This window comes from Allotabrizicola aquatica (SeqCode), assembly GCF_965194375.1.
GTDB lineage: Bacteria > Pseudomonadota > Alphaproteobacteria > Rhodobacterales > Rhodobacteraceae > Tabrizicola_A > Tabrizicola_A aquatica.
Window position 1 is genome coordinate 507,990 of the sequence record NZ_OZ239428.1, and the last position, 21,429, is coordinate 529,418.

Consider the following 21,429-nt stretch of genomic DNA (forward strand, 5'->3'; position numbering starts at 1 on the left):
CGAGTCTGGGGGCGCCTTTTTGTGCGCTTGGCCGCGGCGCGGTCCTTACCGCTCCGGCACCAGAATTTCGCGCTTGCCGACGTGGTTGGCAGGCGTGACGACGCCCTCTTCTTCCATCTGTTCCACCAGACGCGCGGCCTTGTTATAGCCGATGCCCAGTTTGCGTTGGATGTAAGAAGTGGAGCATTTGCGGTCTTTCGCGACAATCGCCACCGCCTGATCATACAGCGCATCGTCCGAACTGTCGCCGCTGCCAAGGCCAAGAACCAAATCAATATCCGATGCCGCGTCGTCCTCGGGGCCTTCGACGACGCCCGACATATAAGACGGCGGGCCAAAGGATTTCAGGTGGTTCACCACCTCTTCGACCTCTTCATCCGACACAAACGGTCCGTGGATACGGGAAATCCGCCCGCCCCCGGCCATGTAAAGCATGTCGCCCATGCCCAAAAGCTGCTCAGCCCCCTGCTCGCCCAAGATCGTGCGGCTGTCGATCTTTGAGGTCACTTGGAACGAAATCCGGGTGGGGAAGTTTGCCTTGATCGTGCCGGTGATCACATCAACCGAGGGGCGCTGGGTGGCCATGATGAGGTGGATGCCGGAGGCGCGGGCCATCTGCGCCAGACGCTGGATGCAGGCTTCGATTTCCTTGCCCGCGACCATCATCAGGTCGGCCATTTCGTCGACGATCACAACGATATAGGGCAGCGAGACCGGGGCGAATTCTTCGGTTTCAAACACCGGATCGCCGGTTTCCTCGTCAAACCCGGTCTGGATGGTGCGTTTGAACATCTCGCCCTTGGCAAGCGCCTCTTTCACGCGGCCATTGTAGCCTTCGATGTTGCGCACGCCCATTTTGGACATTTTGCGATAGCGCTCTTCCATCTCGCCCACGACCCATTTCAAGGCCACGACGGCCTTTTTCGGGTCGGTCACAACGGGCGACAGGAGATGCGGGATGCCGTCATAGACGGAAAGTTCCAGCATCTTGGGGTCGATCATGATCAGGCGGCATTCTTCGGGCGTCAGCTTATACAGCAGCGACAGGATCATCGTGTTGATCGCCACCGATTTGCCCGACCCGGTGGTCCCGGCGATCAAGAGGTGGGGCATCTTGGCAAGGTTCGCGACGATGGGATCGCCGCCAATGTCCTTGCCCAAGGCCAAGGGCAGGCGCAGGTTGCTGTCGCCAAAGTCGCGGGCGGCCAAAATTTCGCGCAGGACCACCTTTTCGCGGGTGACGTTCGGCAGTTCAATGCCGATCACGGTGCGGCCGGGAACGGTCGAGACGCGGGCGGACAGCGCTGACATGGACCGGGCTATATCGTCGGCAAGGCCGATCACGCGGCTGGCTTTCAGGCCGGGCGCGGGTTCCAGCTCATACATGGTGACCACCGGGCCGGGGCGGACCGAGACGATCTCGCCCTTCACGCCATAGTCATCCAGCACGGTTTCCAGCATCCGGGCGTTTTCTTCCAACGACTCATCCGAAAGCGCCATGCGCTGGATGGTGGTGGGGTTGGTCAACAGCGACAGCGGCGGCAGTTCATAGGCCGGGGCCGCATCATCAAACCGCAGGCGCGGCTGAGCCTCGGCTATGGCGCGGGTCGAAGGGGCAACAGGTTTCTTGGCCACATGCTGCACCACCGGGCGACGATCCAGCGTCATGGGCATAACGCGTTGCGGGGCTGCGTCGTCGGCCGCGTCAACGTCGCCCTGCCAGTCCAGATCATCCTCAAGCAGATCATCGTCCATCTCGGACTGGCCGTGGGTGATGAAATCATCCTTGGCAAAAGCGTTGGCTGCAGGAACTTGCGGCGGCACCGCCGGGGCGCCGCCCAGAACCGGGGGTTCACTGCGCAGGCCGGGTGCGGCCAGAGGCCGGATATTGGCGATCAGCGGTTCCGGCCCACGCGGGCGGTTCAGACTGGGTTCACGGCGCTGAATGGCGGCGGCAATCGGCGACAGCGTGTCCTCGGGCGCGCGGGTGCGGGCGCGGATCACGCTCGAGATGCGGGCCTTGATCCGGTCATCATCGGGCATGTCGTCAAGATCAAGATCCTCAGACAGAACAGGCTCGACCAGTTCAGGTTCCACTGCGCGGCGCAACAGGGACGGCATACGCGCCAGAAAGCCAACTTTCTCACGCGGCGGCGCGTAGTGCGGTGCCTCAGCAAGTGGTTCGGGATAGCGCGGATCGGCCCGCAAACCGGCGGGTTTGCCAAAGGCGGGCATGGCGGCTTCGGGTTGCACAGGGTCCGAGTGACGAACGATGCCGCGTGCGGTGGCAGGCATCGCGGGCGTGGGCCCGGTGGCCGACATGCGGCGGCGGTCCTGCAAAGCGGCGGCGGCACGCGCGGTGCTTTGGGCCCCTTTGCCCGCAGCGCCCAGAAGGCCGGAGTACGTCAGCACAAGGCTGGTGACCAAGAAGCCCGCCGTCGCGCGCAGTTCCGAGATGTTGAAGCCCATCACAAAGGCCGTCAGCACCACAAGCACAGCACCTGTGGCCAAGGACAGGAATTTCAAGCCAAAGCCCGCGCCCGCCGGAAGCATGCCCAGCGCAGCGCCAAGAACGGTATCGCCAAACAGCCCACCCAGACCAAATGCATGGGTCCAGTCCGCCCCCGGCACCAGCGTGGCGGCGTAGACCGAGGCCACAGCGACAGCGATGACGGCAAAGACCATACGGCCAAGAACCCGCTCGGCCCCGCGGTGGCTGACAAAGCGCGCGCCCCAGGCGATCAGAATCAGCGGGACGGTCCAGACGCCCTTGCCCACAATGATGATCAAGGTCGAGGCCACTGCCGCGCCAAAAGCACCCAAGGCGTTGGAAATTGGTTTGTCCGAGGCGACCATCCAGCCGGGATCTTGCGGCGAATAGGTCCAGAACATCACGGTCAGGGCCAGCCCCAGCCCGATCAGTGCCAGCCCAAACAGCTCGCGCGAGCGGCGTTCCAGCATGGCCTGCGTGCCTTGGTCCAAGAGCGGATCGCGCTGCCGAATTTGATAGGATGCCATGTCTTGCGCCTCACCCATACAGACAGTCGCGAAGCTGGATCAGCCCGCGCTGCATTTCTTCTTTTGGGGCCACAAGGGCGACCCGGAGATAGGTTTTGCCGGGGTTTTGGCCCCCAGCGTCGCGCGACAGGTAAGCACCGGGCAGAACCCGAACCCCTGTTTCACGCCACAGTTTCAACGCCGCCGCCTCGCCGTCCTCGACAGGCAGCCAAAGGAAGAACCCGCCTTCGGGGCACTCAAAGCACTGAAGCCCGGCAAAGATTGCATCCGCTGCGCGGAACTTGTCCTGATAAAGCGCGCGGTTCTCAATGACATGAGTCTCATCGGCCCAAGCCGCCTCGCTGACGCGCTGGATCGGCAGGGGCAAGGGCGCACCGGCAAAGCTGCGCAGCTTGCGCATCTGCGCAATGCCTTGCGTGCCACCGGCCACAAAGCCAGACCGCAGGCCCGGCAGGTTTGACCGCTTCGACAGCGAATGAAAGGTAAACACCCGTTCGGGGTTGGCGCCCATCTCGGCGGCCACTTCCAACGCGCCGGGAGGCGGCGCAGATCGCCAGATTTCCGAATAGCATTCGTCGGCCAAGATGATGAAATCGTGCTTTTCGGCCAAGGCCAAAAGATCGCGCCAATAGGCGCGGCTTGCCACCGCGCCCTGCGGATTGGCGGGGGAGCAGAGATAGGCGATGGTCACGCGGTCCAAAACGGCGGGCGGCAGGCTGGCATAATCGGGCAGAAAGCCGGTCGCGGCGGTGGCGGGCACATAGACCGGTTCCGCCCCAACCGACAGTGCGGCCACGGCATAGACCTGATAGAACGGGTTCGGCATTAAGACGACCGGGGTCTTGCCACCCTTGGTTTCGGGGCAAAGTGCCACGCAGGCGTTGAACAGCCCTTCACGAGTGCCGTTCAGCACCATGACCTGATCTTGGGCCAAGCTCGCGCCATAGCGCCGCTGGATCCAGCTGGTGATGGCCGACAAAAGCTCGGGCGTGCCATCGTTCGGGGGGTAGACGCCAAAACCTGCCAGATTGGCGGCAAGGATTGGGCCGACGAAATCGGGCATCGGATGGCGCGGCTCGCCGATGGTCATGGCAATGGGATCGCCGCCGGGGGCGTGCGCATCCAAAAGCTTCCGCAGACGCGGAAACGCATAATCTGGCAGGTTCGAAAACCGCTCAGGAAACGCCATACTTGCCTCAATCTTCGGGGTCATGTCGCCCCGTTCGGTCTAACCTTAGCCAAGCCTCTGCCGCAGGTCCAGAAAAACCCATGTCTCAAGCCCTGTCTGACCCACAAGCTGTTGCTTTTTCGCCCGGTTTTCGCGGTGGAGCAGGGCGCGATGTCACGCCAACGCACGTTCCGCCGCGATGCCCAGACGCAAGAGCCGGTCTTCCTGCATCGGCCCCGCCATAAAGCTGATGCCACAGGACGGTTCCGCCGTGGGCAGGGTCAGGGCGCAGACGTCCATCAGGTTGCCAATGCGGGTGTTGCGCAGGGACAAAAGGTTCTCACTGATGTAATAGTCGAAATCGGTCATCAAGCGGTTGGCATCGGGCGGCAGGATGGCGGCTGTGGGCAGGATCACCGCATCGTATCCAGCGCTCATTTCGGCCCAAAGATTGCGGATCACCCGCAAACGCCGCCATGCGGCGACATAGTCAGAGGCTTTGACATCAGCTCCGGCGCGGACGCGTTCCAGAATGCGGGGGAACATCTTTTCTGGCGCGGTTTCCACAGTTGGGCCCCAGATGCCATAGGCCTCGGCCGTGACGAGGGTAGAGGTCAGGCTCATCGCTTCGGAGAGTTCAGGCAGGCCGCCACGGGTGATTTTTGCCCCGGCCCGTGCCAGCCGCGCCAAAGCATCGTCAAACCCGCGCGCGGGGCGTTCTCGCAGATCATCCAGCGCCACGGTTTCCAGCACCATCAGCCGGGCGCCGGACAGGCTCGTGCCCTCCAGATCCGGCGCGCGGCGGTTTTCCATGGCTGCCAAGAGATGGGCGCAATCTTCCACCGAACGGGCCAAAGGGCCAACCGTGTCAAAGGTTTCGCACAAGGGCACGACCCCGGTCAGCGGCAGGCGTCCGGTGGTGGTTTTCAGGCCCACAAGGTCATTCCACGCCGCTGGAATCCGCACCGAACCGCCGGTGTCGGACCCAATCCCAGCCGGGGCTAGCCCAAAGGCGACCGAGGCAGCCGCGCCCGAGGAGGAGCCACCCGACACAGCCTTTTCGTCGTTGATACAAGGGCTTGTCGCGGTGATCGGGTTAAGCCCCAGCCCGGAAAAGGCCAGTTCCGACATATGGGTCTTGCCCAGACAGACCAGCCCATCGCGGGTGGCCGCGGTCAACACGGCGGCATCGGCCTGCGGTACCCGTCCCTTAAAAAGGGCTGAGCCGGCTTCGGTTTCCACGCCCGCAGTGTCAAACAGGTCTTTCCAACTGATCGGAACCCCATCCAAAAGCCCCTTGCGCGGCCCCGTCTTGGCGCGTGAGGCCGCCCCCATCGCCTCGCTCCGCGCCCGAGCCGGGGTGGTGCGGGCATAGATGCGCGATGCCAGCGGGTGGCTGGCGATCTTGTCCAGAAAAGCCTCGCACAGTTCCACCGGGTTGATGGTGCCCTTGTCGATGGCGCGGCCAAGGTCGGCTGCGGTCATGTTGGTCCAGGTTTTCGACATGTCGCCTCGCTGTTTCGGGCCACGCTAGCGGCAAGGCGGCGCATGGACAATCCCGCCCGGTGGCCCATATTGGGGCATATGGAACATGATGCCGATATTCTGATCGTAGGCGGCGGGCTGAATGGCCCGGCTTTGGGCTTGGCCTTGGCGCGGGCGGGCATGCGGGTGGTGGTGATCGACGCGCGCCCCGCCCCAGCGCGGGCCGATGTGGGGTTTGACGGCCGCGCCTATGCGCTGGCGATCGCCTCCAAGCGGCTGTTGGCCGCGATTGGCGTCTGGCCCCGGCTAGAGGCCGAGGTGCAACCGATCCTGAAGATCAAGGCCAGCGATGGCCGCGCAGGCCAAGGCCCGGCGCCGTTTTTCCTGACCTTTGACCATGCCGAATTGGAAGAAGGCCCGATGGGTTTCATGGTTGAGGATCGGCGGCTTTATGCGGCGTTTCTCATGGCGATGGCCGAAACGCCGGGGCTGACGCTTTTATCCGGTGAAAGCGTGGTCGCGCAGGAGATCGGCGCACAGGGGGTAACGGTGCAGCTGACCTCGGGGCGCACTTTGCGCGGCCGAGTGCTGGTGGGCTGCGATGGCCGCGCCTCGGGCACCGCCGAGCGGGCGGGCATTCGGCGGCAGGGCTGGGGCTATGGGCAGACCGCGCTGGTAACAGCGGTGCGCCATGAGCACGATCACCAAGGCACCGCGCATCAGTTCTTCATGCCCTCGGGTCCCTTGGCAATTTTGCCGCTGCCCGGTGGACATCATTCGTCGATCGTCTGGAGCGAGACCGACGCGGCGGCGGCCGAGATTCAAGCGATGGATGACGCAGGCTATTTGACCGCCCTGCGCCCACGCTTTGGCGATTTTCTGGGCGAGATCGCGCTGGCGGGCGCACGGTTCACCTACCCATTGTCGCTGACCTTGGCCGAGGCCTTTGTGAAACCCCGACTCGCCTTGGTGGGAGACGCCGCCCACGGCGTGCATCCGATTGCGGGTCAGGGCCTGAACCTCGGCTTTCGGGACGTGGGCGCCTTGGCCGAGGTGCTGATCCTCGCCGCGCGGCGCGGTGAAGACATCGGCGCGGTGGATGTGTTGGAGCGCTATGAGCGCTGGCGGCGGTTCGACAGCACGACGCTGGCCTTGGGCATGGACAGCGTCAACCGTCTGTTTTCCAACGACAACCCACTGCTGCGCGCGGGACGTGACTTGGGCCTTGGCGTTGTGAATGCGGTGCCCGGTCTGCGGCGGCGGTTCATGAGGCAGGCCGCGGGCTTGCAGGGCGAGGTGCCCCGGCTGTTGACGGGCCGGGCGATTTGAGGAGCGCTTGCAGGCGGCTTAGTCGATCTTGCGGGCCTCAGACACCAGCATGATCGGAATCCCATCGCGGATGGGAAAGGCAAGATGCGCGGCCTTTGAGATCAGCTCTTGCCGTTCAGCGTCATAGGTCAGAACGGCATGGGTCTGCGGACAGATCAGCGCCTCAAGCATGTGACGGTCGGTTTCGGTGTCATTCACTGCAACACCTCATCTCCATTGCCCGAGCGGAGCGCGAATTCCAACAGCGTGACCAGCGTCTCACGCCGGGTGACAAGCGACGGCGCTTCCAGAAGCGCCTGTTTGTCCTCGGGCGAAAACGGCAACAGCATGGACAGGGCGTTGACCAACAATTCCGGCTCGGCCTCTTTCAGGCTTTCCCAATCGGTGCCCAGCCGCTGATGGGTGAAATAGCGCGACAAACGCTCTAACAGCGCGGGCCGGTCAAGGCCGGGGTCATCCTCGGTTGGGCCGGTGTCCCGGCCAAAGGGCGACCAATCCACCTCGGCGCGGCGATAGGGCGTAAAGCCCTGCACCTCTTGGCGCAGCCGGAACCGGCTGATGCCCGACAGGGTGATCATATAGCGCCCGTCCTCGGTTTCCGAAAACGCCGTCACGCGCCCCGCGCAACCGATCGCGGAAAGCCGCTTTTCTCCGTTTGGGGCTTCACGCGGTTGGATCATTCCGATCAGCCGCGAGGGGGTTTTTAGGCAATCGTCGAACATAGCCAAATAGCGCGGCTCAAAGATATGCAGCGGCAACCGCGCCCGTGGCAGCAAAAGCGCGCCGGGCAAAGGAAACAGCGGAATGGTGTCGGGCAGGTCGGGTGTTCTGGTCATGCCCACAACATAGTGCGGTTTTGCTTTAGGCAAAGATCATCGACGACAAACGACGCCGGCCAGCCAACACAATCGGATCCTGCGGCTTAAGCGCCTCGAAGATGATGAACAACTGGGCGCGGGCGGCGCCGTCATTCCATTCGCGGTCAAGCTTGAACAGATCCAGAAGCGTGTTCACCGCGCCTTCGACATCACCCGAGGCGTGCAGCGCGGTGGCCAGATCAAACATCACCTGACGGTTGGCAGGATCTTTGGCCAAAAGGGCGCGCAACTCGTCAACCGGGCCAGCCTTGGCGGCTTGGCGCGCGAGTTCGATCTGGGCGCGGGCGGCTTCAACCTCTTTGGATTTGGTCACCTCGGCCGGAGCCTCGGCGGCCAGCGTCTCGGCCTGATCCAGATCGCCCATCGCCAGATGGGCGCGGATCAGCCCGCCATAGGCGGCGCCGTTGGCAGGGTCTTCTTCCAAAATCGCGGCAAAGGTTTCGGCCGCATCGGCAGCAGCGCCTTCGGTCAGCATCTCTTCAGCGGCGGCCAAAGCATCGGCCAGACCGTCGTCGGCGCTGCCCCCGGCCAGCTTGGCCAGACCTTCGATGAATTTCTTAATCTCCGACCCCGGAATCGCCCCTTGGAACCCATCGACCGGCTGGCCGTTGAAGAAGGCGTAAACCGTTGGGATCGACTGGATGCGCAGCTGCTGCGACAGCATCTGGTTTTCATCCACGTTGATTTTGACCATGCGCACCGCGCCCTTGGCGGCGGTGACGGCTGCCTCAAGCGCGGGGCCAAGGGTTTTGCAAGGCCCGCACCAAGGGGCCCAGAAATCTACGATGACGGGAACCGTCTTGGACGGCTCGATCACGTCTTGCAGGAAGGTCTGTTCGTTGCCGTCCTTGATCAGGCCGGCGGTCGCTTGGGTGTCGGGGGTGCCGAACATGTCTGTCCTCATCGGATATGTCTTGGCCCCTATATGCGCCGCTTGGGCGCGGATTTGAAGGGGGCAGACGCTGTGCCGCCGCTTTACCGCCACGGCGCACCGGCATAGGCTGTGGCAAAACCCGGAGGATGGAATGTCGTTGATCTTGTGCTTTGGCGACAGCAACACCCATGGCACGCCGCCGATGCGGACGGTGGGCGAGTATGCGCGATTTGGGGCCGATGTGCGCTGGCCCAGTCGTATGGCGCGCGCCTTGGGGTGGGAGTTGGTGGAAGAAGGGTTGCCGGGGCGCACCGCGCATATCGCCGATCCGGTGATGGGCGCGCATATGGATGGTTGCGAGGGGCTAAAGATCGCGCTGCAAAGCCATGGGCCGATTGACTGGCTGGTGATCATGCTGGGCACCAATGACGTGAAGGCGCGGTTTGGCGCCAGTGCCGAGCAGGTGACGGGCGGCATTGCCGCGCTTTTGGACATTGCCCAATCAGCCGAGATGCAGACCCGCCATGGCGGCTTTCGGGTGCTGCTGATCTGTCCGCCGCCGGTGCTGGAACAGGGGCCGATTGCCGACCAGTTCTTTGGCGCACGGCGGCGGTCTTTGGAGTTGCCGCCGCTTTACAAGGCCTTGGCCGAGGCGCGGGGTGTCGCATTTTTGGATGCTGGTCAGGTGATTTCGGTCAGCCCGCAGGATGGCGTGCATTATGAGGCAGCCGCGCATGGCGCCTTGGCCGATGCAGTGGCCGCCGCCCTATGGGCCGAGATGTGACCAGCCGCAGCGCGCGGCCAACGCCTCAACCGGGTGGTCAGTGCCCATCGCCATGCCTTCACGAACCCCGGCCGAGCGCCGGTTGCGCAAGTGGTCGCGCATCAGATGCAGGCCCGAGCGGCTGATCTTGGTGATCGGGGTACGCAGAGGCAGCGCCCCCGCCCATTTGCGCTGCATAAAGCGGTAAGCTTCGTCGAAATCGGTCCCCAAGCTGCCATGGTAGCGGTCATTGTGGATGCAAGGCAGCGCCCCCGCATAGGCCCCCTGCCCCGCCGCGCGGGCGGTTTGGGCAATGTCGGTGCCATACATATGCCAGCCTGGGAGCCGCTCATCAAAGCGCAGGCCCGAGGCGCGGCGCAGGACGATCAGCAACTCGTCAAAGGCCTGCACCGGAGCTGAGGTCATCGGCACCCGCCCCACGATCATGCCCAAGGAGGACGACCAGACAGGACCAATCGGCGCACCATCCAGCCCGATGCCAAAGCTGCCGAACAGCGCCCAATCAGGCGGCAGTTCGGCCAGTCGAGCGGCAAGCAGACTGTCCCACCCCGGGGGCAGATAGACATCATGGTGTGCAAAGACCACCACCGGGGCTGAGGTGGCCGCCAGCGCACGATTGTAGGCTATGGCGGCCGAAGGGGCGTCTCGTTCCACATGCAAGGGAACCTCTGCTAACAGCGGCGAGCGGCCCAGATTGGCGGCCAAGATCGCCTCGGAATGGCTGGCGCAGGCAAGGACGATCTGGCTCATGCGCCCGCCTCACGGAAATGAGCCGCCAGGGCACTGGCCTGATGGTCAATATCGTGGCGTTCGAGCACGCGGGCACGGGCGGCGCGGCCCATCTCGGCCAGACGATCGGGTGACATCTGTGACAGGGCATGAATGGCGGTGGCCAAGGCCATGGCATCCCCCGCAGGAACCGTCCAACCCGCATCGCGGTTGACGAGTTCTGGCACACCCGCAATCGCGGTGGCGATCACAGGCCGGCCGTTGGCCATCGCCTCCATCAAGACCATCGGCAGGCCCTCTGCGAAAGAGGGCAGGATCAGCGCTTGGGCTGAATCCAGTGCCTTTCGCACCCCGGTCTCATCCTGCCAGCCGGTCAGAGTGATGCGGGGGCCAAGGCCGTATTTGTCAATCAACCCTTTGATCTGACCTCGTAACTCCCCATCGCCGACCAGCGTCAGGCGCAAGTTGGGTAAGGCCGGGGCGGCAATCGCAATCGCCTCAACCAACAGGCCAAACCCTTTCTGCGCCGAGAACCGACCAATGGCCACCAGATGCGGCCCCCCTTGCGGCAAGGGAACCGGGTCAGGAAAGCGATCAGGCTCAATCCCGCAATGCACAACCTTGATCTTGTCCCAATGCGACGGCGCGACCCAGCGGCACAGCTGGCTGCGGCCAAACGAGGAAATGGCCACGACAAAGGCCGCACCTTCCACTTTGTCGCGCAACGAAAGCGCCAATGGCGCATCAAATTCTTCTGGGCCATGCACAGTGAAGCTGTAGCGCGGACCACCAAGGCTGCGCGCCAACAGGGCGACGGTGGCCGAATTGGTGCCAAAATGAGCATGCAGATGTGATATGCCCAAGTCACGGCACCGCCGGGCGATATAGGCGGCCTCAATCAGGTAGATCAGGTGGCGCAAGCGACCCCCGGTGCCAACAGGCCCGCCCGCACCCCGCGCACCACAGCGCCAGGCAAGGATCAGCGCCCCAATGCTTTGGGCAGGATGGCTGACCCACCACATAAGCGCCGTGCCAATCAGCCGCCCCACCCCCATTTCCAGCACATGTTCGGTGCGAAAATCCTCAGCAATGTCGCCCGCGTCTACCAAAGCATCTCGGTCCGAGCGCATGGCAAAACGGTGAATGGGCACTGCAATACGTTCCAGCGCCTGAATCTCGCGCCGGATAAAGGTATGCGAGGCACGAGGATAGGTGTTGACCAGATAGGCAAGCTTCACTTGGCACCAAAAGTTTTGCGAACGAACTACGCTGAGCTTGCGGCAAGACTATGGCCATTTTGCTAATAAATCCGCTTTTTCGCCGCAAAAAACACGCGAAAGATGCGCCATGGTGCAGTCCAGTCTCATGGGAAAGGTTCTGTGCCTTTCCCGCTTTTGTTCATGCCGTTTCCGGGGATAGGCTTCGCCGAAATGTTGTCCGCCTCGCCCGATCCGACGCCCAGCCTGTTCCAGCGCGCCCTGACCGGGTCTATGCTGACGGCGGGGTCTTACGCCGTGACGCAAGGGTTGCGGCTGGTCTCGAACCTCATTCTGACACGGCTTTTGTTCCCCGAAGCCTTTGGCGTGATGGCGCTGGTGTCGGTCGTCCTGGTGGGCCTGTCGATGTTTTCCGACATGGGGATTGGCCCAGCGATCAGCCAGCACCGCAAGGGGGATGATCCGGCCTTTCTCGACACCGCTTTTACGCTGGATGTTCTGCGCGGCGGGGTGCTGTGGCTTTTGACCTGTGCTTTAGCTTGGCCTGCCGCCCAGCTTTATGATGCGCCAGAGTTGCTGCAGCTTTTGCCCGTGGCGGGGCTGACGCTGTTGATCGCGGGGTTCAATCCGACGCGGATCGATACGGCCAACCGACATTTGTTGCTGGGTCGGGTAACACTTTTGGACCTTGCCGCTCAGATCATCGGCCTGTTGGCGATGATTGCACTGGCCGTGGCGCTGCAATCGGTCTGGGCGCTGGTGCTTGGCGCTATTGTCGGGTCGATTGCCAAGCTTGTCATCATGCACCTGTGGCTGCCCGGTCGTCCCAACCGCTTTCATTGGGATGCCGAGTCGGGCCGAGACCTCATTCATTTCGGCAAGTGGATTTTCCTGTCCACCGCCTGCGGCTTTCTGTTGTCTCAGGGCGATAAGGCGATTTTCGGTGCTTATCTCAGCAAGGCTGATCTGGGCATCTACAACATCGGCTGGTTTCTCGCCTCGTTCCCCATTTTGTTGGCGGGGGCCGTGACGGGGCGGGTTCTGATTCCGCTTTACCGCGACCAGCATCCAGCGGCGGCACAGCAAAATGCCCTTAAGCTGCGGCGCTTTCGCTTTGCGATTTCGGGCGGCACGCTCGGGCTTTTGGCGGTTCTGGGCGTGGTGGGGATACCTTTGGTGGGGGTGCTTTACGACCCGCGCTATCAAGCGGCTGGCATGGTTGTGGTGCTGATGGCCATAGTGCAGATGCCCGCCGTGGTCGGTATGACTTATGACCAATCGGCCCTCGCAGCGGGGGACTCGCGCAGCTATTTTCTCCTCATGGCGCTGAAGGCGGCGGTTCAGACGCTGGCCTTCCTGATAGGGATGGAGACGGCGGGCCTTTGGGGTGCACTTGCCGCCCAAGGGATGGCGCTGATCGCCTTGCATCCGGCCATTGCGTGGTTGGCGCACCGCAACCGGGCTTGGGATGGGCTGCATGATCTGATCTTTTTCGCACTGGGCGGGGGGCTTGCAGGGTTGATCCTGTGGGTCAACCGCGCCACGTTTGGCCTGTGAAATCAGCAAATGCCCTAATCTGGCCTGTTGGCAGCCTTAGTCTTGCTTTAACATTATCGCACGCAAACCCCGACAAGAGGGATTTTGAAGCATGCACATTGAATCGACCGCGCTCCCCGGGGTGGTGATTTTGACCCCGCAGCGTTTTGGCGATGACCGGGGGTGGTTTAGCGAGACGTGGAACGCCGCACGCATGGCGGGGGCGGGGCTGGATTTCGCCTTTGTGCAGGACAACCATTCGATGTCGGGCGCGGTGGGCACGCTGCGGGGCCTGCATTATCAACGTCCGCCGCATGCGCAGGATAAGCTCGTGCGCTGCACCCGCGGCGCGATCTTCGATGTGGCGATGGATATTCGGCGCGGCAGCCCGACCTATGGCCAGTGGGTGGGGGTGGAGTTGACCGCCGCCAATGGCAAACAGCTTTTGGTGCCCAAGGGGTTCTTGCATGGCTTTGTCACGCGGCTACCTGACACTGAGGTGCAGTATAAATGCACCGATCTTTACGCCCCAGACTGTGATGGCGCGATCCGCTGGGATGATCCGACCATCGGGATTGACTGGGGCCTGACCGGCACGCCTTCCTTGTCGGCCAAGGATGCAGCCGCACCGCTCTTCGCCGGTTTTGACAGCCCCTTCATCTGGGAGGGCGTGGAATGAAGATCCTTGTCACCGGGGGGGCCGGGTTTATCGGATCCGCCGTGGTGCGGCTGGCCGTTGGGCGTGGGCATGAGGTGGTGAACCTTGACGCGCTGACCTATGCCGCCTGCCTGGAGAATGTCGCCTCGGTATCGGGGTCCAACCTCTACGCGTTTGAACAGGCCGATATCCGCGACCGGGCCGCGCTTGACCGCATCTTTGCCACCCATCGCCCAGATGCGGTGATGCATCTGGCCGCAGAATCCCATGTGGATCGCAGCATCGACGGGCCGGGTGCCTTTATCGAAACCAACGGGACCGGCACCTACAACATGCTGGAAGCTGCCCGCGCCCATTGGGTGGCGCAGGGTCGCCCCGATGCGTTCCGTTTTCACCACATCTCTACCGATGAGGTGTTCGGATCACTCGGCCCCACCGGTAAGTTCACCGAAGACACGCCTTACGACCCACGCAGCCCCTATTCGGCCTCCAAGGCCGCGAGCGACCATCTCGTGCGCGCTTGGGGTGAGACCTATGGCCTGCCGGTGGTCTTGACCAATTGCTCCAACAATTATGGCCCCTTCCACTTTCCCGAGAAGCTGATCCCCGTGGTCATTTTGAACGCGCTTCAGGGCAAGCCCATCCCGGTTTACGGCGCGGGCGAGAATGTGCGGGACTGGCTTTATGTCGAGGATCACGCCGACGCGCTCTTGCTGGTCTTGGGGCAAGGCCGGGTGGGCCGCAGCTACAACATCGGCGGCGAGAATGAGCGGCGCAACATCGATCTGGTGCGCACCATCTGCGCCATTCTGGATCGGAAGCGCCCCAAGGCAACGCCTTACGCCGATCAGATCAGATTTGTCACCGACCGCCCCGGCCATGACGCCCGCTATGCCATTGATCCGACGCGCATCCGCGAGGAGCTTGGCTGGCGGCCCAGCGTCACGGTCGAGGAAGGGCTTGAGCGCACGGTTGAGTGGTATCTGAACAATGAAGCCTGGTGGACGCCCCTGCAGGCCCGCGCCGGTGTGGGCGTGCGGCTGGGGGTGAAGGCATGAGGGTTCTGGTCTTTGGCCAAACCGGCCAAGTGGCCCGCGAGCTTGCCCGGCGCTGCCCGGCTGGGGTCACGGCGCGGTTTCTGGGCCGCGAGCAGGCCGATCTGATGGACCCCGCCGCCTGCGCTGCTGCGATTGCCGATTGCGACGTCGTCATCAATGCCGCCGCCTGGACCGCCGTGGACAAGGCCGAGGCTGAAGAGGCCGCAGCAACTGTGGTGAATGGTGCTGCCCCCACAGCGATGGCAGCGCGCTGCGCCGCCTTGGGTCTGCCGTTCCTGCACATCTCCACCGATTATGTCTTTGACGGCACCGGGGAGGCACCGTTCCGCCCCGATCACCCGACCGCACCCCTTGGGGCCTATGGCCGCTCCAAACTGGCCGGGGAACAGGGCGTTCTGGCCGCCGGGGGCCGCTCGCTCATCCTGCGCACCTCATGGGTCGTCTCGGCCCATGGCGCGAACTTTGTGAAGGCGATGCTGCGGCTCGGCCGCGAGCGTGACAGCCTCAACGTCGTCGCCGACCAGATCGGTGGGCCGACCCCAGCGGCGGCGATTGCGGACGCGATTTACACCGCCGCCACGGCGATGGCCCAAGGCGCGCCGGGTGGGGTGCATCACTTTGCGGGTGCGCCTGACACCTCATGGGCGGGCTTTGCGAGGCTGATCATGGCCCGCGCCGGGCTGGTCTGCGAGATCCACGACATCCCCTCTTCCGCCTACCCGACACCGGCCAAACGGCCGCTGAATTCGCGGCTCGATTGCACCAGCTTTACCGCCGCCTTTGGCATCCCACGCCCCGATTGGCGCGCGGGCCTTGATGAGATTTTGCAGGAGCTCTCCCATGCAGCGTAAGGGTATCATTCTGGCTGGTGGATCCGGCACGCGGCTCTGGCCGATCACCATGGGCGTTTCCAAGCAGCTTTTGCCGATCTATGACAAGCCGATGGTCTATTACCCGCTGTCGGTCCTGATGCTGGCCGGGATCCGCGAGATTGCCATCATCACTACGCCCGAGGATCAGACCCAGTTCCAGCGGCTTTTGGGCGATGGCAGCCAATGGGGCGTGTCGTTGACCTGGATCGTACAGCCCTCGCCCGATGGGCTGGCGCAGGCCTATCTTCTGGCGAAGGGGTTCCTGAACGGCGCGCCCTCGGCCATGGTGCTCGGCGACAACATCTTCTTCGGCCACGGGCTACCCGAAGTCCTCGCCAGCGCCGCGGCGCGCGAGACGGGTGGCACCGTGTTCGGCTATCGCGTGTCCGACCCCGAGCGCTATGGCGTGGTGGATTTTGATCGCGATGGCACCGTGAAGGCGATCATCGAAAAGCCCGCACAGCCACCCTCTAACTTCGCGGTGACCGGACTTTACTTCCTCGACGGCCGTGCGCCGGATCTGGCCGCGCAGGTCAAACCCTCGCCGCGCGGGGAGCTGGAGATCGTCGATCTTCTGGAGTTCTACCGCGCCGAAGGCAGCTTGCAGGTGGAAAAGATGGGTCGTGGCTTTGCCTGGCTCGACACCGGCACCCATAGCAGCCTTCTCGATGCCGGCAACTTCGTGCGCACCCTGACCGAACGCCAGGGCCAGCAGGTCGGCTGCCCCGATGAAATCGCCTATCGGCTCGGCTGGATCACCCACGCAGACCTCGCCGCACGCGCCGAGATCTTCCGAAAGAACGATTATGGGCTGTATCTGTCGACGGTGCTGTCCGAGGAACTTCCCGCCAATCGAGGCGGCTGAACATCAACTTTGCCGCTATTTGTTGCAATTTTTCGCTAGCATTGTTTCCGATTCCTGCAAAGATTGACGATATCAGGCCGGATGGAGCGAAAATGCTGGCAGGAATTGTGGTTTCAGCGGTGATGGGTGGATTGGCCGGTTTGGCCTTTTCCCTTTCGCATGAGAGCGGCCTTCTCGAAACCCTGTTGGCCTATCAGATCGGCGGCTTGCTGGCGGTGATGGCCTTTGTGGCGCTGGCCCGGCCGATGCGCCTGCGCCGCAGCTGAACCGCTCAGGCATTGACCACTGGCCATGAACAATAGGCTGCGTGCGTTCCTAACGGCACTTTTCTGGCCGCCCCACGAATCAATCCTGCAGATGTTCTGGGTTCAATTCTCCTTTTAGTTGTAATTTAAGCAATTGTGGCAGCATTGCAGCACATAAAGGGCACAATTTGGGGGAAACATTGTATAAATACGGCAATAATTAGATTTCTCCCCTCGCCAGACCCCCAGAAAACCTTGTAAAATGCGTAACTGGGGGCGTGCGTTTCGAGTGCGATCATGGGCTGCTATCTTGATTTCGGACAACCCGATTCTCGGGGCTTGGTCGGGTTTTTCCTGATATTTCTGAGTCTTGCGCCGCTTTTGACCACTTCATTGTGGCCGAGTGACAAACAATGACTATGAGCTTTCCCGAGTTCAATCCGGGCCTTGGGCTGCCGGGCGACACAAATGTGCAGGCCGCGCTTGCCTTGCCGACGCGTCCGGGGATTTACCGAAATCTCTTTAAGCGCCTGTTTGATATCACAGCCATTGCTCTGGCCGCCCCAGTGGTGGTGCCTCTGGTGGGGGTTCTGGCGGTGATCGTGGCGCGGGATGGTGGCAAACCGTTTTATTCCCAGATGCGCGTTGGTCAGGGCGGCAAGCGGTTTCGCATGTGGAAGCTGCGCAGCATGGTCTGTGACGCCGATGCGCGCATGGAGGACTATCTGGCCGCCCATCCTAAGGCGCGTCTGGAATGGGACCTGACGCAAAAGCTGCGGGATGATCCGCGCATCACCCGCTTTGGCAAAGTGCTGCGCCAGACCTCTTTGGATGAGTTGCCGCAGCTGTGGAATGTTCTCGTTGGCGAGATGAGCCTTGTCGGCCCGCGCCCGATCATGCTGAGCCAGCAGGTGATTTATCCGGGCGTGGCCTATTATCTCCTGCGCCCGGGCTGCACGGGCCTGTGGCAGACGGCTGGGCGCAACCGCACAACCTTTGAGGCCCGCGCCGACTATGACGCGACCTATGAGGAAAGCCTGTCGCTGCCGAACGATCTGAGGATTCTTGTGAACACGGTCGGGGTCATGGTGAAGGGGACCGGCTGCTAAGTGCCGAAGCCGCGCGCGGTTGAGAGAAGCGAAACGGCCCGCCCTAATCCAGGGCGGGCCGTTTAGCGTTTACCCGGTGGATTTGCCTGTCAGACCACCGCCGCAGCAGTCAACAGAACCAACGTGACCACCCCCGAAATCACGGCATAGCGCGGCAGGCCCAGAAGGGGTTTGGTCGGGTCATCCAATAGCTTCACCATGCCCCGCCCCCGCTGGGCGACCTTCTCGAGCCGTACCTCGGGGATCGAGACGACTGGGCGCAGGTCCAATTCCCGCTCCATCTGCGCGGCGGTGCGGATCACCGGGAACATCAGATCCAGCATAAAGGCCAGCACCAGCCCGGCCATCAGGCTGGCCAGGGCCCCGGCAATCGCCAGCTTTTTGTTGTCGCCCCCAATCGGCCCCTCAGGGATGATGGCGCGCTCCAGCAACGTGAAGCGCTCCGCCTGCTGCATTTCGGCCAGCCGCGAGTCAATCTCAGCCTGCGCCATGCGACCGGTGGCGGCATCATACTGGCTTTGCAATTGGTCGAGCTGCCGCTCATAGCCTGCCAAAACTCGTTCTACCTCGGGCGAGGTGGCCAGTTCGGCCTCTAACTCAGCCCGCAGGGTTTCGGTGCTGCGGATCTGGGTCTGCAACACCTCAAGCTGAGCGGCGATGTCATCCAGCGCCCGGCGGTCAGTTTCACGCAAGGTAGCCTTGGCGTTGATCTGGGCCGCCTCACCCTCAAGCGCCAGCTTGGCTTGCTGCTGCTGGCGCAGGTCGGCATCTAGACTGACAAGTTCATCGCGCCGCGCCTCCAGCAATTCGGGCAGGCTGTCGGCATTGGCGTTCTTGAACGTCACGGCCTCTGCTTCAAGCCTTGTGATGTCATTGCTGAACCGGGTCACCTCTTGCTGGAAGAACAGCACATTCTGATCCGCCCGGACCCGCTGGCCTGCGGCGGACTGATCCAGAATGCCTTGGGCAAAATCATTGGCGACACGGGCGGCAAGGTCAGGGTCATCCATGCGGGCAAAGATCAGAATGGCAGAAATCGCGCGAGCATCGCCAAAACCTTGCCCGGCGGCAGACTCCACCCCCTGAAAGCTGACCGCCATGCGCAAGAGGTCGATCTTCTTATCAATCGACAGCGGAAGATCGGCGTAGAGCCCGTGCCGCTCGATCACCGCGGCAAGGTTTTCGCGGGTGGTCAGCCGTTGTTCAATGCCCTGCAAGGTGACCGCGGCCGCACTCGTGCGCTGCGCTTCTGTACCCTGCACGGCAGCGCTTTGCACCTGAATGACGGCCGCCGTTTCATAGATGTCCGGGCGCGTCTTGGCATAGACCGCCGAGAAAAGCGTCCCAACCAGCGCGACCGCCAGAATCAACCAGCGTCGGCGGAGCAGAAAGCCCAAAAGCTCTTCGAACGACTGGATGTGGCCCATGGATCAGGCCTTGCCATAGCCACGGCGCTGCGCGGCACGATCTTGCGCGCGGTTCAGCACCACACCCATCAGGGGGATGCGCCCTTCAAACAGTCGCTCGCAGGCGCGCAGATCCTCGGCAGTGGTCTTGGTCCCATCGGCCACCAGAAGCACCGCGTCCAGCGAGGGCACCATGGCCAGCACATCATCGGTGCCCAAGGCTGGCGGCATGTCATAGATCACCACTTCGGGGTCCAACTGGTCCACCAAAGCCGACAGCGCCACCGCCGTTTCGGGGCTGTGCAGCATCTCGGCCGCCATCTCAACCGGGGTGCCGTTCAAGCCCAAGGCCAGCGTGCGGCCAAAGCGGCGGAACACCGATTCCAGCGGCTGATCACCGGTCAGGAAATCAGCGAATTCGGGAAGGTCGGTCAGCCCTAGCAGCCCGGCCAACTGAGGCCGACGCAGATCGAGATCGATCAGGGCAGTGCGGCTGGCCGGACGACGCGCCAAAGACAGCGCCAGATTGGTGGCGACAAAACTTTTGCCGCAGCCATGGGTGGGCGAGGTCACTGCGATCCGCTTCCACCCTTTTGTGGCAAGACCGTGCAAAATCTTCGAGCGCAACTGGTCCACCGCAAGAGCGGCGGGCTGGTTCGAAGGCATTGGAAACAGATTGTTTCCCTGCAGCTGTTCCACCGACAACTGCACCGCCGAGAGCGATTCCCAGACCTTGGCCGGGTTAACCCGCAGGGGGGCCAGCGGCGCCGTAAAGATCTCGCGCCCCGTCACAAGATCAAGCGTCATGGCGGGTGCCGAAACGATCTGGCCGGGCCGAAACAGCGATGCAACCGGGCCCCGCTGAGGCGGGCGATCGTGGGATTTGTCTTCGGACATGGCCGAAAACTCCATGTTTTCCCGCCAAACGGGACGCTGCATCAAGATCTCGTGTCTGGACATCTTAGGCCCGGCTCCATTCATTGTGCGGCATGTCATGCACACACTTTGTCACATTTGGACCCACCTTGCGGCGGAGCTTTTGCCCGTTCGGCCCCTCTCATCGCAGCCGCAGATGCTGCGCCTTGCCCTGATCGGAATCGCCCGGGCCCCCGCCCTGCCCGGATGGTTTAACAGATGTGGCAGAAAAAAGCAAAGTGTGGCGAAGTTGGGGCAAACATGGCAAAGCCGGGGGACTGGAGCGGTTGGACAGGGCATGATGACAGAGGATATCGCAGACAAAGAGACGCAGGCCACAGTGGATGCTGTGGTCATTGGCCGCAACGAAGGTGCGCGGCTGGTGGCTTGCCTTGCGTCGCTGCAGGGCCGGGTGCGGCGGCTGGTCTATGTCGATTCTGGCTCAAACGATGGATCGGTTGAACTCGCCACGGCCGCCGGGGCGGAGGTGCTGGCGCTGGATATGGCCCTGCCCTTTACCGCCGCGCGGGCGCGCAATGCTGGGCTAGAGCATCTGGCCGACGATCCGCCCGACTTCGTGCAGATGGTCGACGGCGATTGCGAGGTGCAACCCGGTTGGATCGATGCCGCCCTGTCCGCCTTTGCCGCGCATCCGGCCGCCGTAGTGATCTGCGGGCGGCGGCGCGAGCGGTTTCCGAAGGCTTCAGTCTACAACGCGCTGGCCGACCGGGAATGGGACACGCCCCTTGGCGCGGCCCGCGCCTGCGGCGGCGATGCGCTGATGCGGTTTAACGCGGTGCAGGCGGTGGGCGGCTATGAGGCGGGCCTGATCGCGGGCGAGGAGCCGGATCTGTGCCTGCGCCTGCGCCTGCGCGCCAGTGGCAGCGAGGTCTGGCGGATCGACGCGGAGATGACGCTGCATGATGCGGCGCTGATGCGCTTTGGCCAATGGTGGGCGCGCTCGGTGCGGGCGGGGCATGCCTTTGCCGAAGGTGCTGCCCGGCACGGGTTTGACCATTGGGGCGCCGAGACGCGACGGGCCTTGATCTGGGGGGCAGGCCTGCCCGTCGCCGTGCTCGTGGCGGGGCTGGCGCATCCGGCGGGTTGGCTTTTGGCGCTGATTTATCCCGCACAGTTGGCACGTCTGGCCCGGCGCGGCGGTTGGGCTTGGGGCCTCTTTAGCGTGATCGGCAAATTTGCCGAGGCGCGGGGGGCCTTGGGGTACTACGCAAGCCGGTTGCGCGGGCAGCGGCGCGGGTTGATTGAATACAAGTGACGCGCCA

General features: G+C 63.1%; 20 protein-coding genes. 10 read left to right on the forward strand and 10 right to left on the reverse strand.

Features of this window, described 5'->3' with window-relative positions:
- Positions 1-45 precede the first annotated feature (45 nt).
- From AC72UB_RS15770 to AC72UB_RS15780, 3 genes are all read right to left on the reverse strand, one after another.
- Positions 46-3,018 carry a DNA translocase FtsK gene (locus AC72UB_RS15770; protein WP_505190572.1) on the reverse strand — a complete coding sequence of 991 codons (2,973 nt, stop codon included), beginning with the start codon at positions 3,016-3,018 and terminating at the stop codon, positions 46-48.
- Positions 3,019-3,028: 10 nt separating this feature from the next.
- Positions 3,029-4,207 carry an aminotransferase class I/II-fold pyridoxal phosphate-dependent enzyme gene (locus tag AC72UB_RS15775; protein WP_505190848.1) on the reverse strand — a complete coding sequence of 393 codons (1,179 nt, stop codon included), beginning with the start codon at positions 4,205-4,207 and terminating at the stop codon, positions 3,029-3,031.
- Positions 4,208-4,360: 153 nt separating this feature from the next.
- Complete coding sequence (locus AC72UB_RS15780) at positions 4,361-5,692, reverse strand: amidase (RefSeq protein ID WP_505190573.1); 1,332 nt, start codon at positions 5,690-5,692, stop codon at positions 4,361-4,363.
- 78 nt (positions 5,693-5,770) lie between these two features.
- Between AC72UB_RS15780 and AC72UB_RS15785 the strand changes: the two genes are divergently transcribed.
- Positions 5,771-7,000 (forward strand): UbiH/UbiF/VisC/COQ6 family ubiquinone biosynthesis hydroxylase, encoded by a 1,230-nt coding sequence (locus AC72UB_RS15785; protein WP_505190574.1) that lies wholly within the window; start codon positions 5,771-5,773, stop codon positions 6,998-7,000.
- Positions 7,001-7,018: 18 nt separating this feature from the next.
- Here AC72UB_RS15785 and AC72UB_RS15790 read toward each other — a convergent pair whose 3' ends face one another.
- From AC72UB_RS15790 to AC72UB_RS15800, 3 genes are read right to left on the reverse strand one after another with little or no spacing between them, the layout of a single operon-like run.
- Positions 7,019-7,171 carry a Trm112 family protein gene (locus AC72UB_RS15790; RefSeq protein WP_463290078.1) on the reverse strand — a complete coding sequence of 51 codons (153 nt, stop codon included), beginning with the start codon at positions 7,169-7,171 and terminating at the stop codon, positions 7,019-7,021.
- A 23-nt stretch (positions 7,172-7,194) separates the two neighbouring features.
- Positions 7,195-7,836: an LON peptidase substrate-binding domain-containing protein gene (locus AC72UB_RS15795; RefSeq protein WP_505190575.1), complete on the reverse strand. Its 642-nt coding sequence runs from the start codon at positions 7,834-7,836 to the stop codon at positions 7,195-7,197.
- 25 nt (positions 7,837-7,861) lie between these two features.
- Positions 7,862-8,770, reverse strand: coding sequence for a tetratricopeptide repeat protein (locus AC72UB_RS15800; protein ID WP_505190576.1), 909 nt, complete (start codon positions 8,768-8,770; stop codon positions 7,862-7,864).
- Positions 8,771-8,903: 133 nt separating this feature from the next.
- Here AC72UB_RS15800 and AC72UB_RS15805 point away from each other — a divergent pair, with 133 nt between their 5' ends.
- Positions 8,904-9,536, forward strand: coding sequence for an SGNH/GDSL hydrolase family protein (locus tag AC72UB_RS15805; protein WP_505190577.1), 633 nt, complete (start codon positions 8,904-8,906; stop codon positions 9,534-9,536).
- Here AC72UB_RS15805 and AC72UB_RS15810 read toward each other — a convergent pair.
- A complete protein-coding gene (locus AC72UB_RS15810; RefSeq protein ID WP_505190578.1) occupies positions 9,519-10,286 on the reverse strand; it encodes a hypothetical protein in 768 nt (255 codons plus the stop codon). The two genes, AC72UB_RS15805 and AC72UB_RS15810, sit on opposite strands and share 18 nt — an antisense overlap.
- Positions 10,283-11,503 carry a glycosyltransferase gene (locus AC72UB_RS15815; RefSeq protein WP_505190579.1) on the reverse strand — a complete coding sequence of 407 codons (1,221 nt, stop codon included), beginning with the start codon at positions 11,501-11,503 and terminating at the stop codon, positions 10,283-10,285. The genes AC72UB_RS15810 and AC72UB_RS15815 overlap by 4 nt, the downstream gene beginning before the upstream one ends.
- Positions 11,504-11,695: 192 nt before the next feature.
- Between AC72UB_RS15815 and AC72UB_RS15820 the strand changes: the two genes are divergently transcribed.
- The 7 genes from AC72UB_RS15820 to AC72UB_RS15850 all read left to right on the forward strand — a co-directional run bounded on the left by AC72UB_RS15820 (position 11,696) and on the right by AC72UB_RS15850 (position 17,825).
- The gene (locus AC72UB_RS15820) at positions 11,696-13,039 is read left to right on the forward strand and encodes an oligosaccharide flippase family protein (RefSeq protein WP_505190580.1); all 1,344 of its coding nucleotides are present in this window, start codon (positions 11,696-11,698) and stop codon (positions 13,037-13,039) included.
- Between the two features lie 91 nt (positions 13,040-13,130).
- On the forward strand, positions 13,131-13,697 hold the full coding sequence (gene rfbC / locus AC72UB_RS15825; protein WP_505190581.1) for a dTDP-4-dehydrorhamnose 3,5-epimerase: 567 nt from the start codon (positions 13,131-13,133) through the stop codon (positions 13,695-13,697).
- Positions 13,694-14,734 (forward strand): dTDP-glucose 4,6-dehydratase, encoded by a 1,041-nt coding sequence (gene rfbB / locus AC72UB_RS15830; protein WP_505190582.1) that lies wholly within the window; start codon positions 13,694-13,696, stop codon positions 14,732-14,734. The genes rfbC and rfbB overlap by 4 nt, the downstream gene beginning before the upstream one ends.
- The gene (rfbD, locus tag AC72UB_RS15835; protein WP_505190583.1) at positions 14,731-15,585 is read left to right on the forward strand and encodes a dTDP-4-dehydrorhamnose reductase; all 855 of its coding nucleotides are present in this window, start codon (positions 14,731-14,733) and stop codon (positions 15,583-15,585) included. Before rfbB ends, rfbD begins: the two co-directional genes overlap by 4 nt.
- Positions 15,575-16,471: a glucose-1-phosphate thymidylyltransferase RfbA gene (gene rfbA, locus AC72UB_RS15840; RefSeq protein WP_505190584.1), complete on the forward strand. Its 897-nt coding sequence runs from the start codon at positions 15,575-15,577 to the stop codon at positions 16,469-16,471. Before rfbD ends, rfbA begins: the two co-directional genes overlap by 11 nt.
- A gap of 92 nt (positions 16,472-16,563) precedes the next feature.
- A complete protein-coding gene (locus tag AC72UB_RS15845) occupies positions 16,564-16,737 on the forward strand; it encodes a hypothetical protein (protein WP_505190585.1) in 174 nt (57 codons plus the stop codon).
- 392 nt (positions 16,738-17,129) lie between these two features.
- Positions 17,130-17,825: a sugar transferase gene (locus tag AC72UB_RS15850; protein ID WP_505190586.1), complete on the forward strand. Its 696-nt coding sequence runs from the start codon at positions 17,130-17,132 to the stop codon at positions 17,823-17,825.
- An 89-nt stretch (positions 17,826-17,914) separates the two neighbouring features.
- Here the strand turns inward: AC72UB_RS15850 and AC72UB_RS15855 are convergent, their stop codons facing one another.
- The gene (locus AC72UB_RS15855) at positions 17,915-19,252 is read right to left on the reverse strand and encodes a GumC family protein (RefSeq protein ID WP_505190587.1); all 1,338 of its coding nucleotides are present in this window, start codon (positions 19,250-19,252) and stop codon (positions 17,915-17,917) included.
- A gap of 3 nt (positions 19,253-19,255) precedes the next feature.
- Positions 19,256-20,191, reverse strand: coding sequence for a CpsD/CapB family tyrosine-protein kinase (locus AC72UB_RS15860; protein WP_505190588.1), 936 nt, complete (start codon positions 20,189-20,191; stop codon positions 19,256-19,258).
- A 256-nt stretch (positions 20,192-20,447) separates the two neighbouring features.
- Here AC72UB_RS15860 and AC72UB_RS15865 point away from each other — a divergent pair, with 256 nt between their 5' ends.
- On the forward strand, positions 20,448-21,422 hold the full coding sequence (locus AC72UB_RS15865) for a glycosyltransferase family 2 protein (protein WP_505190589.1): 975 nt from the start codon (positions 20,448-20,450) through the stop codon (positions 21,420-21,422).
- Positions 21,423-21,429: the final 7 nt, after the last annotated feature.

Bases quoted from the DNA above. Each gene is read 5' to 3' on its own strand.
- AC72UB_RS15770 (WP_505190572.1), bottom strand. From the start codon at position 3,018: ATGGCATCCTATCAAATTCGGCAGCGCGATCCGCTCTTGGACCAAGGC.
- AC72UB_RS15775 (WP_505190848.1), bottom strand. From the start codon at position 4,207: ATGGCGTTTCCTGAGCGGTTTTCGAACCTGCCAGATTATGCGTTTCCG.
- AC72UB_RS15780 (WP_505190573.1), bottom strand. From the start codon at position 5,692: ATGTCGAAAACCTGGACCAACATGACCGCAGCCGACCTTGGCCGCGCC.
- AC72UB_RS15785 (WP_505190574.1), top strand. From the start codon at position 5,771: ATGGAACATGATGCCGATATTCTGATCGTAGGCGGCGGGCTGAATGGC.
- AC72UB_RS15790 (WP_463290078.1), bottom strand. From the start codon at position 7,171: ATGCTTGAGGCGCTGATCTGTCCGCAGACCCATGCCGTTCTGACCTAT.
- AC72UB_RS15795 (WP_505190575.1), bottom strand. From the start codon at position 7,836: ATGACCAGAACACCCGACCTGCCCGACACCATTCCGCTGTTTCCTTTG.
- AC72UB_RS15800 (WP_505190576.1), bottom strand. From the start codon at position 8,770: ATGTTCGGCACCCCCGACACCCAAGCGACCGCCGGCCTGATCAAGGAC.
- AC72UB_RS15805 (WP_505190577.1), top strand. From the start codon at position 8,904: ATGTCGTTGATCTTGTGCTTTGGCGACAGCAACACCCATGGCACGCCG.
- AC72UB_RS15810 (WP_505190578.1), bottom strand. From the start codon at position 10,286: ATGAGCCAGATCGTCCTTGCCTGCGCCAGCCATTCCGAGGCGATCTTG.
- AC72UB_RS15820 (WP_505190580.1), top strand. From the start codon at position 11,696: ATGTTGTCCGCCTCGCCCGATCCGACGCCCAGCCTGTTCCAGCGCGCC.
- rfbC (WP_505190581.1), top strand. From the start codon at position 13,131: ATGCACATTGAATCGACCGCGCTCCCCGGGGTGGTGATTTTGACCCCG.
- rfbB (WP_505190582.1), top strand. From the start codon at position 13,694: ATGAAGATCCTTGTCACCGGGGGGGCCGGGTTTATCGGATCCGCCGTG.
- rfbD (WP_505190583.1), top strand. From the start codon at position 14,731: ATGAGGGTTCTGGTCTTTGGCCAAACCGGCCAAGTGGCCCGCGAGCTT.
- rfbA (WP_505190584.1), top strand. From the start codon at position 15,575: ATGCAGCGTAAGGGTATCATTCTGGCTGGTGGATCCGGCACGCGGCTC.
- AC72UB_RS15845 (WP_505190585.1), top strand. From the start codon at position 16,564: ATGCTGGCAGGAATTGTGGTTTCAGCGGTGATGGGTGGATTGGCCGGT.
- AC72UB_RS15850 (WP_505190586.1), top strand. From the start codon at position 17,130: ATGACTATGAGCTTTCCCGAGTTCAATCCGGGCCTTGGGCTGCCGGGC.
- AC72UB_RS15855 (WP_505190587.1), bottom strand. From the start codon at position 19,252: ATGGGCCACATCCAGTCGTTCGAAGAGCTTTTGGGCTTTCTGCTCCGC.
- AC72UB_RS15860 (WP_505190588.1), bottom strand. From the start codon at position 20,191: ATGTCCAGACACGAGATCTTGATGCAGCGTCCCGTTTGGCGGGAAAAC.
- AC72UB_RS15865 (WP_505190589.1), top strand. From the start codon at position 20,448: ATGACAGAGGATATCGCAGACAAAGAGACGCAGGCCACAGTGGATGCT.